The organism is Iamia sp. (assembly GCF_035575815.1).
Lineage (GTDB): Bacteria > Actinomycetota > Acidimicrobiia > Acidimicrobiales > Iamiaceae > Iamia.
In genome coordinates this window covers 1-16,490 of record NZ_DATLXO010000128.1, presented here as the reverse complement: position 1 = coordinate 16,490, position 16,490 = coordinate 1, and the positions used below count along the sequence as shown (strand labels likewise).

At 72.0% G+C, this 16,490-nt stretch carries 11 protein-coding genes; 5 read left to right on the top strand and 6 right to left on the bottom strand.

What is annotated here, in order from left to right; all coding sequences use genetic code 11:
- Positions 1 to 52 precede the first annotated feature (52 nt).
- From VNL12_RS13660 to VNL12_RS13650, 3 genes are all read left to right on the top strand, one after another.
- Positions 53 to 1,105, top strand: coding sequence for an NAD-dependent epimerase/dehydratase family protein (locus VNL12_RS13660; protein ID WP_325595477.1), 1,053 nt, complete (start codon positions 53 to 55; stop codon positions 1,103 to 1,105).
- Between the two features lie 10 nt (positions 1,106 to 1,115).
- Positions 1,116 to 2,456, top strand: a complete 1,341-nt coding sequence (locus VNL12_RS13655; protein WP_325595475.1) for a glycosyltransferase family 4 protein — start codon at positions 1,116 to 1,118, stop codon at positions 2,454 to 2,456.
- Between the two features lie 106 nt (positions 2,457 to 2,562).
- Complete coding sequence (locus VNL12_RS13650; protein ID WP_325595473.1) at positions 2,563 to 4,626, top strand: HNH endonuclease; 2,064 nt, start codon at positions 2,563 to 2,565, stop codon at positions 4,624 to 4,626.
- Between the two features lie 10 nt (positions 4,627 to 4,636).
- On the opposite strand, the gene VNL12_RS13645 is transcribed toward VNL12_RS13650, so the two are convergent.
- Complete coding sequence (locus tag VNL12_RS13645; RefSeq protein WP_325595471.1) at positions 4,637 to 5,398, bottom strand: GNAT family N-acetyltransferase; 762 nt, start codon at positions 5,396 to 5,398, stop codon at positions 4,637 to 4,639.
- Between the two features lie 303 nt (positions 5,399 to 5,701).
- Between VNL12_RS13645 and acnA the strand changes: the two genes are divergently transcribed.
- A complete protein-coding gene (gene acnA, locus VNL12_RS13640) occupies positions 5,702 to 8,491 on the top strand; it encodes an aconitate hydratase AcnA (RefSeq protein ID WP_325595469.1) in 2,790 nt (929 codons plus the stop codon).
- A 94-nt stretch (positions 8,492 to 8,585) separates the two neighbouring features.
- On the opposite strand, the gene VNL12_RS13635 is transcribed toward acnA, so the two are convergent.
- The 5 genes from VNL12_RS13635 to VNL12_RS13615 form a co-directional block, all read right to left on the bottom strand.
- Positions 8,586 to 9,527, bottom strand: coding sequence for a UDP-glucuronic acid decarboxylase family protein (locus tag VNL12_RS13635; protein ID WP_325595467.1), 942 nt, complete (start codon positions 9,525 to 9,527; stop codon positions 8,586 to 8,588).
- 28 nt (positions 9,528 to 9,555) lie between these two features.
- Positions 9,556 to 10,842, bottom strand: coding sequence for a UDP-glucose/GDP-mannose dehydrogenase family protein (locus VNL12_RS13630; RefSeq protein ID WP_325595465.1), 1,287 nt, complete (start codon positions 10,840 to 10,842; stop codon positions 9,556 to 9,558).
- 139 nt (positions 10,843 to 10,981) lie between these two features.
- Positions 10,982 to 12,481 carry an LCP family protein gene (locus VNL12_RS13625; protein WP_325595463.1) on the bottom strand — a complete coding sequence of 500 codons (1,500 nt, stop codon included), beginning with the start codon at positions 12,479 to 12,481 and terminating at the stop codon, positions 10,982 to 10,984.
- A gap of 70 nt (positions 12,482 to 12,551) precedes the next feature.
- A complete protein-coding gene (locus VNL12_RS13620) occupies positions 12,552 to 14,018 on the bottom strand; it encodes an LCP family protein (protein ID WP_325595461.1) in 1,467 nt (488 codons plus the stop codon).
- A gap of 156 nt (positions 14,019 to 14,174) precedes the next feature.
- Complete coding sequence (locus tag VNL12_RS13615) at positions 14,175 to 15,344, bottom strand: acyl-CoA dehydrogenase family protein (RefSeq protein WP_325595459.1); 1,170 nt, start codon at positions 15,342 to 15,344, stop codon at positions 14,175 to 14,177.
- 147 nt (positions 15,345 to 15,491) lie between these two features.
- Here VNL12_RS13615 and VNL12_RS13610 point away from each other — a divergent pair.
- Positions 15,492 to 16,490, top strand: a 999-nt coding sequence (locus VNL12_RS13610; protein ID WP_325595457.1) for an anthranilate synthase component I family protein, incomplete at its 3' end; no start/stop codon positions are given.

Below are 16,490 nucleotides of genomic sequence, written 5' to 3'. Positions count from 1 at the left end.
CGGTAGCATCGCGCACCGTGCCCAGTGCCCCCCGTGCCGCCACCCGACCGCAGTGAAGGTGCTCGTGACCGGGTCGGCCGGCCTCATCGGGTCCGAGGCGGTCACCTTCTTCGACTCCCTCGGCTTCGCCGTCGACGGCCTCGACAACAACAGCCGGGCCGACTTCTTCGGCCCGCCGGGCGACACCACATGGAACCGCCAGCGCCTCGAGGCGACCTGCGCCCACTACACCCACCTCGACGTCGACATCCGCGACCGGGAGGCGGTCGACCGGGTCATCGCTCGCGGCGCGCATGAGCTGGTGATCCACGCCGCGGCCCAGCCCAGCCACGACCTGGCCGCCAGCCGGCCCTTCGACGACTTCGACACCAACGCGGTCGGCACCCTCAACCTGCTCGAGGCCTGCCGTCGTCACACGCCCGAGGCGGTGTTCATCACCGTTAGCACCAACAAGGTCTACGGCGACACCCCGAACCGCCTGCCGCTCGTCGAGCTCGAGACCCGCTGGGACTACGCGGATCCGGCTGACGCCGAGGGGATCGACGAGACCATGTCGATCGACTCCTCGCTCCACTCGCTCTTCGGCGCCTCCAAGGTGGCCGCCGACGTGCTCACCCAGGAGTACGGCCGCTACTTCGGCCTGCGCACCGCCACCTTCCGGGGTGGCTGCCTGACCGGCCCGCACCACTCCGGCGTCGAGCTCCACGGCTTCTTGTCGTACCTCGTGGCCCGGGCGTTGACCGGCGGCGACTACACGATCTTCGGCTACCAGGGCAAGCAGGTCCGCGACCAGATCCACTCCGCGGATGTGATCAGCGCCTTCTGGGCCTTCGCCCAGGACCCCCGGCCCGGCGAGGTGTACAACCTCGGCGGGGGCAAGGCCAACGCCGCCAGCCTCCTCGAGTGCGTCGATGCCATCGAGTCGCGCTGCGGCACGCGCCCGGCGCTCCGCTACGACGAGACCAACCGGGTCGGCGACCACATCTGCTACTACACCGACATGGCGAAGTTCCGGGCCCACTTCCCGGGCTGGCGCCAGGAGTGGACCCTCGACGCCATCATCGACGAGATGGTCGGCGCCGTGGCCGCCAAGCGCGCTCCGTGAGCGAGCACCGATGAGTGAGCAGCGGCGCATCACCCTGGTCAACCAGTTCTTCCCGCCCGACATCTCCCCGACCGCTCACCTGACCGCATCGCTCGCCGCCCACCTGGCCGCCCGAGGCGACGAGGTCACCGTCGTCACTGGGGGTGAGGGGTACGTCAAGGAGACTCGCGGCCGCGGAGCTCAGGCGGTGGAAGAGGTGGACGGTGTGCGGGTGGTGCGGCTCTGGACCCCGGCCCTCGGCAAGAGCACCGTGGCCAAGCGGCTGTCGGACTACGCCTCGTTCCTGGTGGGCGCCACCCTCCGGCTCGTGCGCCTCCCCCGCCAGGACGTCGTGGTCTCGCTCACGACACCGCCGTTCGTGGTCGTGAGCGCAGTGGCCCACAAGCTCGTCCGCCGCCGGTGCCGGGTCGTGCTGTGGTCGATGGACTGCTACCCCGACGTCATCGAGCGGCTCGGGTCCCGCACCGAGGGCGGGCCGGTGGTGCACGTCGGGCGGCGGCGGCCCGCAGAGGCCGCAGCCGAGACCCTCCGCGGGTGGTTGCGTCCCGTCGCCTCGCTGCGCCAGGGCGGTCCGCTCTCGACCGGGCTGCGGGCCGTCAACCGGTGGTCGTTCCGGCGCCTCGACCAGGTGGTGGCCCTCGACGAGGCCATGCGTGACCTGCTGATCGGCGGCTACGGCTCGTCGGACGGTGCCCACCCGCCCTCGACGGTCATCGCCAACTGGGAGGCGCTCGCCGCCTTCCCGCCCGGTCCGCCGACCGTGACCTGGGCGGGCTACGACGATCCGGCGCTGGCCGACCGCTTCGTGGTGCTCTACCTCGGCAACCTGGGCTACGGCCACCGGGTCGAGACCGTCGTGGCCGCCGCCGGGCGCCTGTCCGCGGACGAGGGTGTGGCCTGGCTGTTCATGGGCGGCGGGGTGCGGTGGGAGCAGCTCGCGGGGCTGGCCGCCACCGAGGGCGTCGCCGACCGGGTGGTGCGCCGCGACTACGTGGCCAAGGAGGAGACAAGGGCGGTGATGGCCGGCGCCGGCTGCGCCCTGATCGTCCTGGCCGACGAGGCGCTCGGGGTCATGAGCCCGTCGAAGCTCCACGCCAACCTGGCCGCCGGCCTGGCGATCCTCTACGTGGGCCCCGAGGGCTCGAACGTCGACGCCGCCATTCGTCGCTTCGGGTGCGGCGTCAGCCTGCGCAGCGGCGACGTCGAGGGCCTGGCCAACGCCGTGCGCCGCCTCCGCGACGACCGCCCCTGGCGCGACGAGCTGTCGGCCAACGCCCGCCGGGCTTTCGAGGAGGCCTACTGCGACCGGGCCACGCTCCCCCGCTGGGATGCGGTCATCGACGCCCCCTGACAACCCCCGACGCTGGACCCATGTCCGCCCCGAACGGGGACAGTTTTCCTTGATTTTCTTGGGTTCTAGGGTGTTGACGAACAGACGTTCGGGTACCATTGACCGCGTGGTTGACGTTGCCGTGATGGAGAGCCCGCAGGGGTTGGCCGATGAGGCCGCGGTCGCGCTCGCGGCGTTGGCCGGCGCCGATGTCGGGGCCATGGTCAACGGCGCGGTGCCCGGTCACCTTGAGGCGCTGTACGGGCTGCGGGCCCTGGTGGACGCGGCGATCGTCGAGACGGTGGGCGTCTTCGACGGGCGGAAGCTCTACGGCTTCGACGGCATGTTCTCCACCGCCACGTGGGTGACGGGGCGGGTCGGGGTGCACCGGGCGGGTGTCTCGACCATGGTGAAGGTCGCTCGCGAGGCACGGGGCATGCCGTTGACCATCGACGCCCTGCGGGCCGGGCGGCTGTCGTTCGACAAGCTCCGTTTGCTGGCCGCCGCGCACGGCGTGTCGGAGAAGACCGCTGCGGACTACGACGCCAACGAGGCCGAGATCCTGGCCACCGTCGAGCCCTACACGGCCGAACAGACGGCGATGTTCGTGTCGCTGTGGACCGCAGCATCGGACCCGGATGCCGATGAGTCCTCCCACGACGACCGGGACAAGACGCGGCGGGTCAACCTGTCGCGGTCTCTCGATGGGATGGGGTTCCTCGACGGGCTCCTCACCACCGAGGGCACCGCCATCGTGAACGGGCAGCTCGAGACGATCATCGACGACCTCCACCGGTGGGGCCTCGCCTGCGACGCCGAGGGTCACCGGTTGACCGCGGCCCAGCTCCGTCACGACGCGTTGATCGAGATGGCACTCCGCGCCGGCGCCTCGAGCACCGAGGTCCAGGTCCGCGGCGACGCCCGCCGCCGCGCCGGACAGGCACCGGGTGCGGGTCCCGAGCCGGACAGCGACGGCCAGCCGAGCGGCTCCCACGTCGAGGCCGACGACCCGGAGTCCGGCAGCACAGAGTCCGGCAGCACAGAGTCCGGCGGCACGGTCTCTGGCGGTGCACACGCGTCCGGGACCACCGCCCAGAGGTCCACCGAGGCGCCCACACCGGCGTCCGACAGCGACACCGGCGATGAGGTCGATGGGCCCGAGCCCCACCGAGGGCGACCTGCGTTCGACGACGGCACCGATCCCGGCGCCGGTGCTCGTCGCACCACCACGACCGGGCCGGCGCCCGAGCACACCGAGCCGGAGACCGACGCTGACGCCCAGTCCGACGCTGACGCTGAGCCCGGATCTGGAGCCGGAGCCGACACCGAGGGCGCCACCCCGCCCGCCAGTGAGTGCGACCGCGACCGCAACGGCGCCGGATCGGCCGGCGTGGTCGACGGTCGCGGCCATCGCGGGTGTGGTTGCCGGTCGGGCGAGCCACCACCGACGATGCCGTCGGCCGCAGGCCTCGGCTCTCGCAACGGCGCGGGCCACGCCCCTCCTCCCGACGGCGAGGTGAACGGGCGCGGACCCGACACGTTCGACCCCGTCCCGCCCGGGCCCGATCCACCCCGCCGGGGCCACGACCGTCAGTGCCGGTGCGGCGGGGAACGGGCCGTCGAAGCGCTGCTGACACCACCCGGCGCGACAGAGGGGAGTGGTCTGCCTGGGCACAAAGTCGCCGGGGGTCTCGGCCACCCGCTGTTCAACGTGCTGGTCGACATCGACACCCTCGAAGGCCGGTCCGCCCAGGGCGCCTTCGGGCGTGTGGCCCAGATCGTCGGCCACGGCTCGATCCCCGACTCGGCGATCCAACGCCTGATGTGCGACGCCGGGGTCGCGCGCATCGTCACCCGAGGCCGGTCGCTTCCCCTCGACGTCGGCTCCGTCTCCCGCACGGCGACCCCTGCCCAGTGGCGGGCCCTGATCGCCTTCGCCGGCGGGTGCGAGTTCCCGGGTTGCGAGTGCCCGTGGGAGTGGACCGAGGCCCACCACCTCGACCACTGGACCCGCACCCACGAGACCAACTACGAGGGCCTCGCGCTCGAGTGCCACGGCCACCACACCCTGCTCCACCAGCCGGGCTGGTCGATGGCCCGCCGCCCCGACGGCACCATCGTCGTCTCCCGCCCCGACGGCACCACCCTCACCCGTCCACCCCGCCGCCCACCCCTCGGCAGCCGAGTCTGATGGATAGAGGTCATCGTCCGACCGGGACAAGGAACACCAGCCGGGCCACTTCAAGGAAGCCCAGCTTGGCCGCGACGCCGAGAGACCCCTGATTGTCCGATCCGGTGCCCCAGACGGGCGTGAGTCCGTCGGCTCGGACAGCCTCGCAAGCCAGCGCTGCGGCGGAGGTGGCGATTCCCTGCCCGCGGTGGCTCGCCGCGACGTAGACGCCGATGTCTGCGTACGTGCCGCTGGCCGCGAAGGAGCTCCCGTGACCAACGATCGAGTCTCCATCTATCGCGACGAAGACACGACCCCGCGCGGCGGCTCCTTCGACGACCCGGCGACCCGGAAAAACGTCGTCGGACGCCACCGAGAGCCGCGAGAGGTCGGGGACGCGCAGCGGACGAACCCGGGGATGACCCTCGACGCGTGGGCACTGCCTCGAGATGTGGACGACGTCTATGACGCGACTCGCGATGCCCCACCGGCGTTCGAAGTCGTCAGTGATGTCGTCGGCAACGTCGGGGTTCAACTCGATGCACCTCCAGCCTTCGGCGCGTGCGAGGAGGTCGAGCAACGAGGCCGGATCGCCGAACCCCTGTGGCTCTCCGGGCACGAGCGCAGACTCCACGATCACCGCTCGTAGGTCGTCGGAGGGTCCCGATGTCCATACCCGACCGAGCCCGGATTGGAGGGCGTGGATGGCCAGCACGGTCTCCGGTGAGTCGCCGATGAAGGCGACGAGCCCTTCTCTGACGTGAGACTCCAACCGACGGATGTCCGACTCCATCTGGCGACTCTCACATGGGCCGAGAGCCGCGGGCGACTCGGTTCGAGGTCGGTGCTCCTTCCTGCGATCGACGTCCATGGAGCCACATGGCGACGAAGGCTGCTCCTCTTCGCTCGAACCGCAGGGGGGCCGTGTTCGGAGAAGTCGCTCCGTCGCGAGGACCTCGCTCCAAGGCAGTGGTTGGTCGGGGGTTGGCCGGGGGTTGGCCGGACTTGTCCGCAACTTGTATTGTTGTCGGCGTCGGCCGGCGGCGGGGAGCCGAGTAGGTTCGGCCTCGGGCACGTTGCCGCGAAAGGGATCCACATGACCAGCACCAGCAACTCCTTCGGGGCCCGCCGATCGCTCACGGTCGGAGATCAGACCGTCGACATCTACGGGCTCGACGCCGCCGGTGACGGGGTCGCGGCGCTGCCGTACTCGCTCAAGATCCTGCTCGAGAACCTGCTGCGCAACGAGGACGGCATGAAGGTCACCGCGGATGACGTCCGGGGCCTGGCCGACTGGGGACCGGGCTCGACATCGGCCGAGGAGATCTCCTTCACCCCGGCCCGGGTGCTGATGCAGGACTTCACCGGCGTCCCCGCGGTGGTCGACCTGGCCGCCATGCGCGACGCCATGGCCGCCCTCGGCGGCGACCCCGCGGCCATCGAGCCCCTGGTGCCGGTCGACCTGGTGATCGACCACTCGATCCAGGTCGACTCCTTCGCCCAGCCCGACTCCTTCGACCTCAACGCCGCCCTCGAGCTCGAGCGCAACGGTGAGCGCTACGAGTTCCTGAAGTGGGGCCAGGGCGCGTTCGAGTCGCTGCGCGTCGTGCCCCCCAACATGGGCATCTGCCACCAGATCAACCTCGAGAACCTGGCCCGCGTCGTCCAGCAGCGCGACGGCGTCGCCTTCCCCGACACCCTCGTCGGCACCGACTCCCACACCCCGATGGTCAACGGCCTCGGCGTGGTGGGCTGGGGCGTCGGGGGCATCGAGGCCGAGGCAGCCATGCTGGGCCAGCCCGTCCCGCTGCTCGTGCCCCAGGTCGTCGGTCTCCGCCTCACCGGCGAGCTGCCCGCCGGCACCACCGCCACCGACCTGGTGCTGACCATCACCCAGCTGCTGCGCCGCCACGGTGTGGTCGGCGCCTTCGTCGAGCTCCACGGCCCCGCCCTCGCCCAGCTGCGCGTCGAGCACCGGGCCACCATCGGCAACATGTCACCGGAGTACGGCTCGACGATCACCATCTCGCCGGTCGACGACGAGACGCTCCGCTACCTGCGGGCCACCGGTCGCCCCGACGACCTGGTGGCCCTCGTCGAGGCCTACGCCAAGGAGCAGGGTCTCTGGCACGACCCGGAACACGACCCGGTCTACGACTCGGTGGTCGAGCTGGACATGAGCCGGGTGGTCCCGTCGCTCGCCGGGCCGAAGCGCCCCCAGGACCGCATCCCCCTCGACCGGGCCAAGGACGCCCTCTCGGCGGTGCTCAACGACCCCGAGGCCACCGAGTACAGCGCCGAGGACAAGGCCATCGCCGACACGTTCCCGGCCAGCGACCCCGTCGCCTCCTCCGCTCACACCGAGGTGCAGGCGCCCCGCACCGTTGCGTGCGACACCGAGCCGGCCCGCTCGAACAAGGTCGACCTCACCCTGGCCGACGGCACCGAGACCTCCCTCGACCACGGACGGGTCGTGATCGCCGCCATCACCAGCTGCACCAACACCTCGAACCCCGACGTGATGGTCGCCGCCGGTCTCCTCGCCCGCAACGCCCGGGCCAAGGGACTCACCCGTCGGCCCTGGGTCAAGACCTCCCTCGCCCCCGGCAGCAAGGTGGTCATGGACTACTACGACCGCCTCGACCTCACCGACGACCTCGCGGCGATCGGCTTCGACCTCGTCGGCTACGGCTGCACCACCTGCATCGGCAACTCGGGCCCGCTGCCGACGGAGATCTCCGAGGTGATCGCCGAGGTCGACCTCACCGTGGCCGCGGTGCTCTCGGGCAACCGCAACTTCGAGGGCCGCATCAACCCCGACGTGCGCCTCAACTACCTGGCCTCGCCGCCGCTCGTGGTGGCCTACGCCCTCGCCGGCACCATGAGCTGGGATCCGGGCACCGAGCCCCTCGGCACCGACACCGACGGCAACCCGGTGATGCTGTCGGAGCTGTGGCCCGACGCCGGCGAGGTGGCCGACGCCGTGGCCCGCGCCACGGGGTCCGACTCGTTCCGCACCGTCTACGACACGCTCTTCGACGGCGACGACCGCTGGCGGGCCATCGACGCCCCCACCGGCGACACCATGGCGTGGGACGACGACTCGACGTATGTGCGCCAGCCGCCGTACTTCGAGGGTCTCGACCCGCAGCCGTCGGGCCTCACCGACATCGAGGGCGCACGGGTCCTGGCCCTGCTGGGCGACTCGGTCACCACCGACCACATCTCCCCCGCCGGGGCCATCAAGGCCGAGAGCCCGGCCGGGCGCTACCTGCACGACCACGGCATCGACAAGGGTGACTTCAACTCCTACGGCTCGCGCCGCGGCAACCACGAGGTGATGATCCGGGGCACCTTCGCCAACATCCGGCTCCGCAACCAGATGGCCCCCGGCACCGAGGGAGGCATCACCCGCCACGTCGGCACCGGCGAGCAGATGGACATCTACGACGCGTCGGTGCGCTACGCCACCGAGGGCACGCCGCTGGTGGTGCTGGCGGGCAAGGAGTACGGGTCGGGCTCGTCGCGCGACTGGGCGGCCAAGGGCACCAGCCTGCTCGGCGTGCGGGCCGTGATCGCCCGGTCCTACGAGCGGATCCACCGCTCGAACCTGATCGGGATGGGCGTGCTGCCGCTGCAGTTCGCCGACGGCGACTCGGCCGAGAGCCTCGGGCTCACCGGTGGCGAGGAGTTCGCCATCGGCGGCCTGGCCGCCCTCGGCCCGAACGACGCCATCCCCCCCACCCTCGAGGTCACCGCCGGCGAGGCCACCTTCACCGCCACGGTGCGCATCGACACCCCCACCGAGGCGGCCTACTACCGCCACGGAGGCGTGCTGCCCTACGTGTTGCGCACCCTCCACGCCCGCGCCACGAACGAGAGCTGACCCGCACGACCGAACCGGCGCGCGCCTGTGCCGCCGGAGGGGCACGAACGCGCGCCAGTTCGGGGGGCCGAGGGGGTCGGGGGGGTCGGCCGGGTCAGCCGGGGGTGAGCTGAGACCGGAACCACTCGGCGGTACGGGCGATGCCGTCGCGCACGTCGATGGTCGGCTCCCAGCCGAGCTCACGGCGCGCCAGGCTGATGTCGGGGCGGCGCTGGGCCGGGTCGTCGACCGGCAGCGGGGCGTAGCGGATCTCCGACGACGACCCGGTGACCTCGATGACGAGCTCGGCGAGCTGACGGATCGTGTACTCGTCGGGGTTCCCGATGTTCATCGGGGTCACCACGTCCGAGTCGAGGAGGGCCAAGAAGCCCCGGATCTCGTCCTCGACGTAGGTGAAGCTTCGCGTCTGGCTGCCGTCGCCGTACACGCTGAGAGGCTCGCCCCTCAGCGCGGCCACGATGAAGTTCGACACCGCCCGCCCGTCGTCCGGCCTCATCTGGGGGCCGAAGGAGTTGAAGATGCGGACGATCCGGACGTCGAGGCCGTGGTAGCGGTGGTACGCCATCGTCATGGCCTCGGCGAAGCGCTTGGCCTCGTCGTAGACGCCGCGGGGGCCGATGGGGTTCACGTGGCCCCAGTAGCTCTCGGGCTGCGGGTGCACCTGCGGGTCGCCGTAGACCTCGCTGGTGGAGGCCAGGAAGAAGCGGGCCCCCTTGGCCTTGGCCAGGCCGAGGGTGTTGTGGGTGCCGAGGCTGCCGACCTTCAGGATCTGGATCGGGATGCGGGCGAAGTCGGCCGGGCTGGCCGGGCTGGCGAAGTGCATGACCCGGTCGACGGGTCCCGGCACCCACACGTAGGTGCTCACGTCGTGCTCGACGTAGGTGAACCCCGGCCGGCCGAAGAGGTCCTCGATGTTGGCCAGTGACCCGGTGATCAGGTTGTCGAGGCACACGACCTGGTCGCCCCGGGCCAGCAGGGCGCGACACAGGTGGGAGCCGAGGAAACCCGCTCCCCCGGTGACGACGACCCGGGCCATGCTGCTGCTGCTCTCCCGCCGGGCCCGGTCAGCGACCGATGCCGTCGACCAGGAAGCCCCGGCGGGTCAACGGCGAGCGCTCGAGCAGGTTGCGCCCGTCGACGACCCGCTTGGCCGTCATGACCTCGGCGACCTTGTCGAGGTCGAGCCACTTGAACTCGTCCCACTCGGTGAGCACGGTGAGCACGGCGGCACCGTCGCAGGCGGCGTAGGGGTCGGCGCAGACCTCGATGCCCCCGAGGCGGGGGTCGGTGGTGCCGGCCGCGATCGCCGGGTCATAGGCCCGGACCCGGGCGCCCTTGGCGAGGAGCCGGCCGACGATCTCGAGCGACGGTGAGTCGCGCAGGTCGTCGGTGCGAGCCTTGAACGTGAGGCCCCACACCGCCACGGTGACTCCGTCGAGGTGGCCCCCGGCGGCGGTCTCGATCTTCTCGGCCACCCGGGTGAACTGCTGGTCGTTCACGGTGATGACACCCTTCAGGAGGCCGAAGTCGTATCCGGCGTCCTCGGCGATGCGCACCAGGGCGTGGGAATCCTTCGGGAAGCAGGAACCGCCCCATCCCGGGCCCGGCTTCAAGAAGGCGTCGCCGATGCGCTTGTCGTAGCCCATCCCCAACACGACGTCGTTGACATCCGCGCCCACCGCCTCGCACACCGCGGCGATGGCGTTGACGAAGCTGATCTTGGTGGCCAGGAAGGCGTTGGAGGCGTACTTGATCGTCTCGGCCGAGGCCGGGTCGGTCACCTGCAACGGCGCGGCCAGGCCCAGGTAGAGCCCGGCCACCCGGATGGCGGCGGACTGGTCGTCGGCGCCGATGACCACCCGGTCGGGGTGGAGGAAGTCGTGCACCGCGGAGCCCTCGCGGAGGAACTCGGGGTTCGACACGACGTGGACGTCGGATCGGCCGAGGGCTTGTTCGACCACGCGGGTCGACCCGACGGGCACGGTCGACTTGTTGATCACGATCGACTCCGAGACCAGGTGGGGGCCGATCTCGGCCGCCGCGTCGCGGATGTAGCTGAGATCGGCCGAGCCGTCCTCGCTCTGCGGCGTGGGGACGCACAGGTAGGTGAACTCGGCGTCGCGGACCGCGTCGGCGGCCCCGAGCACGAAGCTCAGCTGGCCCGAGCTGCGGCCCTCGTTGACCAGCTCGTCGAGCCCGGCTTCGAGGATGGGGATCTCGCCGCGGTTGAGGGCGTCGACCTTCTCGGGGACGACGTCCACGCAGATGACCTCATGGCCCATGTGGCTCAGACAGGCGCCCGTGGTGAGCCCGACGTAGCCGGTGCCGATGACGGCGATCTTGTGGCCCATGATCCTCCCGATCCTCCTGCGGCCGGTCGGCCCGTACCCCCGTGAACGAGCGCCCACCGTAGTGCGACACCGCTCCGCCGCCCCACCCCGGCGCCGGGTCGATCACCCCGCTCCGGGCGTGCGAGCGGACGGCCGTTCGTCAGCCGGTGGCCTCGCACGACGCGCCCGCCGGCGGCGCTTCGGCCCGGTAGAACCTCGGGTCATCGGGGTCGTCGGCGTCGCCCTGGTCCCCGGCGGGACCATCGTCGTCGGACTCCACGGTGGTCGAGCTGCCCGACGCGTCCGCTTCCGTGGTGGTCGCGGGGCTGGTCGTGACCGGCGCCTCGACCTCGTCGGCGGGGCGCGGGGTGCTGACCACGCCGTCCCAGTCGCTGCCGGTCACCACGACGACATCGGCGTCGTCGATCGACGGGGAGACCTCGTAGTCGACCGGGCCCGACAGGTGCCGGGCCACCAGCTGGGCCTGGGCCTCGCGGCCCGCGGGGTAGAGGATCGTCGTGGGCTGGCCCTGCTCGGCGTCGTCGGGGACGAGGGCCTCGAACCCGGCGTCGGTGAGGGTGGTCGTGACCTCCGCGGCCTGGCCCGGGGTGGCGGTGCCGTTGCGGACCTGCACGGTGACATCCGGGGGGCTGACGCTCCCGGGGCGGGAGGGGTCCACCCCCCGGAAGATCGACAGGATCGGCTCGGCGTCGTCCTCGCGCAGGAAGAGGACGTCGGCCTCGCCCACGTTGTCCTCGGTGGTGGGCAGGGTGTGGGTCACCAGCTCCTCGGGCCGGAAGTCACGGAACCGGGCACCCAGGTCGACGAGGTTGTCGCCGTCGAGGGCATCGTCGACCCGTATGGTGCCGACGCCCAGGTCGACCAGGCGCCGCAGGGTGTTGGGGTTGCGGGCGCCTTTGGTGATGACCTGGCGGAGGGCCAGCTCGACGAAGAGCTGCTGGCGCTCGACGCGCGAGTAGTCGCCGCCCAGGTCCGTGTGCCAGGTACCGTCGGCGTCTTGCACCTGGTAGTCCTTGCGGGCCCGGCTGAAGCCGAGGGCCTGGTCCGGGCCGAGGGTGAAGCACCCCGCTTCGGGGATGGACAACCCCGAGCTCGGCGCCCGAGCCGGGCGGGGGAACTGCACGGGGATGCCGTCGACCACCTCGACCAGCGTGCGGAAGTCCTCGAAGTCGACCTGCAGGTAGTGGTGGACCGGGATGCCGAAGTCCTCGTCGATCGTCTTGATCAGCCGCCGGGCGCCCCCGGTGCTCAATGCGGTGTTGATGCGCTGGTTGGCGTCGGTCTCGGCGATGGGCACCCACAGGTCCCGGGGGAACGACACCAGCTGGGCCGAGGTGTCCTGGGGGTCGATCCGCAGGATCATGATGGTGTCGGTGTGGAGACCGGCGCTCTCACCTTGACCCCCGCCCCCGGCCTCGTCGACGCCGACGATCAGGTAGTTCTGGGCGTCGCCGTCGGCCAGCTCCTCGGCGCGGGTGAAATCCGAGAGCCCGACTCGTTCGATCTCGGCCAGGCGGTCGTTCGAGTAGGCCAGGGCGCCGGCGGTGACCGCGGCGGCGACCAACGCAACGGCGTTGCACGCGATCAACAGGCGTTGCGGCCACGTGCGTCGCAGGTGTGGTCCCTCGGGTCTCGGCACGGGGACCGATCCTACGGTCCGCGCCGGTCGCCACCGCGGTCATCGAGGCCGTCGGCATCGGGCCGGGAGATCACGGCGTGGGCCGACAGGTGACGTCGGGCGGGGGCTCGGTCGCCCGGTAGAAGGCCGGGTCGTCAGGGTCTTCGACGTCGCCGAGGCGGTCGCCGTCCTCGCCGGCGGGCAGCGAGGTGGAGGCGTCGTTGCCAGCAGTGTTGGAACCCGGGGTCGCGGTGGTGGTGGTGGGGCCCTCGACCTCGCCGGCGGGGCGGAGCGTGGGCGCCACGCCGGCCCAGTCGGTGCCGGTGAGCAGCACGACCCCGGTGCCGGCCGGGACGGGGCCGACCCGGTACCGGGCCGGCCCGCGCAGCTGGCGGGCCACGAGCCGGGCCTCGGCGCCGTTGCCGGCGTCATGGACGATGGTGGTGGGCTGGCCGGGGGTGATGTCGGTGTCGGGCACCTCGGTGGCGAACCCGGCGGCGGCCAGCTCGCGGGTGACGTCGCCGGCCTGGCCGGGGGTGGCGGTGCCGTTGCGCACCTGCACGATGACCTCGGCGGGCGACACCGACGGAACGGCCGGATCGGTGCCCCGGAACACCGCCAGGGTGGGCTCGGCCTCGTCCTCGCGCAGGTAGAGGTAGGCCGGGCCCCCGCGCGGCGCCTCGTCGACGGGCAGGTCGTGGGTCACCAGCTCGGCGGGGTCGAAGCTGCGGAACGCCGTACCGAGGTCGACCAGCGCGTCGGGCTCCAGGGTGTCGTCGAAGGTGACGGACAGGGCGCCGATCTCGATCAGGCGGCGGAGCGTGTTGGGGTTGCGGGCGCCCTTGGTGATGGCCTGCCGGAGGGCGAGCTGCACGAAGAGCTGCTGGCGCTCGATCCGCGAGTAGTCACCGCCCATGTCGGTGTGCCACTCGCCGCTCGCGTCCTGGACCTGGAAGTCCGACCGGACCCGGGCGAAGCCGAGGGCCTGGCGGGGGCCGAGGGTCCAGCAGCCGGCCTCGGGGATGTCGAGCTCGACGCTGTTGTCGTCGTCGACCGGGCTGTAGGAGCGCACGGGATGGGGGAACTGGACCGGCACGCCTTCGACCACCTCGACCAGCTCGCGGAAGCCGGCGAAGTCGATCTCGACGTAGTGGTCGATGGGGATCCCGAAGTTGTCGATGATGGTGCGGATGAGCAGCACCTCACCACCGGTGTTGAACGCCGTGTTGATGCGGGACTCGGCACCGGTGCCCGAGATGGGCACGTAGAGGTCGCGGGGGAACGAGAGGATGTCGGCGGTGGCCGCGGTCGGGTCGACCCGCAGGACCATGATCGTGTCGGTGAGGCGCCCGCTGGTCTCGCGGATCTTGACGTTGTCCCCCTCCGCGAGCCGCGACGCGTCGTCGACGCCGACGATCAGGTAGTTCTGGGGCTCGGTGGCCGGATCGTCGCCGGTGCGGAGGATGCCGTCGGGGATCACCCGGCGGGTGATGTTCGACACCTGCTCGTTGGAGTAGGCCAGCGTCCCCGCGGTCACCGCGGCGGCGAGCACGGCCATGGCGTTGACCGTGATGAGCAGCCGTTGCGGCCACGTGCGACGGGCTCGCGAGGTACGCCCCTCCCGTCTTCCCCATCGGCCTGGCACGAGGAACAAACGTACCGGTCACTGCCAGCCTTTCGACGGCACCTCTCGCCGTGGCCGGCGGCCGATGGGTCAGCGGCCGACCGGCAGTCCCAGGCCGCGGCTGATGACCAGGCGCTGGACCTCGCTGGTGCCCTCGCCGATCTCGAGGATCTTGGCGTCGCGGTAGTGCCGGCTGACCAGGGTCTCGTCCATGAAGCCGTAGCCGCCGAAGACCTGGGTGGCGTGGCGGGTCGCAGTGACCGCGGCCTCGGTGGCGTGGAGCTTGGCCATGGCCGCGGCCTGGGTGTAGGGCCGGCCGGTGTCGCGGCGCCAGGCGGCCTGGTAGGTGAGGAGGCGGGCCGTCTCGGCCAGCACGGAGAGGTCCGCGCAGCGGAACGCCGTGGCCTGGTACGAGCCGATCGGCCGCCCGAACGCCTGGCGCTGCTGGGCGTAGGCGACCGACTCGTCGAGGCACGACTGGATCACGCCGACGGCCAGGGCGGCGATGGCGATGCGCCCCTCGTCGAGGATCGACAGGAAGTTGGCGAAGCCGCGGCCCCGCTCGCCCAAGATGTTGGCCTCGGGCACGCGGACATCCGCGAACGACAGGCCGCGGGTGTCCGAGGCGTGCCACCCCATCTTGCGGTACGGAGGGGCGACGGTGAAGCCGGGGGTACCGGCGGGGATCACGACGGCGCTGATCTCGGGCGGGGCCGACGAGCCGGGGGCGTCGGTGCGGGCGGTGACGGTGACGAGCGAGGTGATGGGCGTGCCCGAGTTGGTGATGAAGGCCTTCTCGCCGTTGACCACCAGCTCACCGGTGGCCTCGTCGAGCACGGCCCGGGTGCGGGTGCCGCCGGCGTCGCTGCCGGCCTCGGGCTCGGTGAGGCCGAAGCCGCCGAGGGCGGTGCCGGCGCAGAGGTCGGGCAGCCAGCGCTGGCGCTGCTCCTCGGTGCCGAAGCGGTAGATCGGGTTGGCGCCGAGGCCGACACCGGCCTCGAGGGTGATGGCCATCGACTGGTCGACGCGGGCGATCTCCTCGATGGCGATGCACATGGTGGTGAGGTCGGATCCGCCTCCGCCGTACTGCTCGGGGAACGGCACGCCGAAGAGCCCCAGGCGGCCCATCTCCTGCACCACGTCGGTCGGGAAGGTGTGGTCCCGGTCCCAGGCCTCGGCGTGGGGCGCGATGGCGAGCGCCGCGAAGTCCCGCACGACCTTGCGGAACTGCTCCTGCTCGTCGGTGAACTCGATGGGCACGGCGCCGAGCGTAGGTCGTAACCCCCAGCACACCGATCCGAGCCCGACATCGCGTCGCCGCGTCGCGCCCGGCGCGACTGGGTGACGCAGCTTCAGGTGGGGTGATCGGCCGGGGAGCCTCGGTGCGCGGACCCGTACGCTTCCGCCATGGCGGCGGCAGACCTCCGGGCCCTGGCCGTCGTCGGCGGGCGAGTGCTCCTCGACCTCGTCGACGTCACCGCCGACCTCGCCGCGCTCGACGGCACCGGGACGTGGGCCGTCGTCCTTCCCTCGACCGGCGACCCGATCTGCGCCCGCTTCGCCCGATCTCGCCCGGCCCGGCCCTGGCCCGGCCCGCCCTGGCCGGGGGTGCCCGGGGGGCCCGCGGCGTGGACCACCTCGCTCTCCGGCGAGCGGTTCGGGGCCGGGGTGGCGACGATCCGCGAGGCCATCGCGGCCGGCGACGTGTCCCAGGTGAACCTCACCCGCCGGCTCTCGACCCCCGCACCCCCCGACGCGGACGTGGCCGCCCTCGGCGCCGCGCTGGCGGTGGGCAACCCGGCGCCCTTCAGCGCCGTCGTGCGCCTCCCGGCCCAGGGCGTGCACGTCGCATCCGCGTCCCCCGAGCGCTTCCTCGAGCGCGACGGCGACCGCATCTGGTCCTCACCCATCAAGGGGACCGCCGCCACCGAGGCCGCCCTGCGGGACAAGGACCGGGCCGAGAACGTGATGATCGTCGACCTGGTGCGCAACGACCTGGGACGGGTCTGCGAGTGGGGTTCGGTCACGGTGCCGTCGCTGTGCGCGGTGGAGGCGCACCCCGGTCTCGTCCACCTCGTGTCGACCGTCGAGGGGCGCCTGCGGCCCGGTCTGGGGTGGGCGGCGGCCATCGCCGCCACCTTTCCCCCCGGGTCGGTCACCGGCGCGCCCAAGATCGCCGCTCTCGGCGCCATCGCGGCCCTCGAGCCCGTGCCGCGCGGCGTGTACTGCGGGGCCGTCGGGTGGGTCGACGCCGACGCCCGCCGGGGCGCCCTCAACGTCGCCATCCGCACGTTCTGGCTGGAGGAAGGCGGGCTCCACTTCGGCACCGGCGGCGCCATCACGTGGGACTCCGAGCCCGACGGGGAGTGGGCCGAGACCGAGCTGAAGGCGGCTCGCCTGATCACG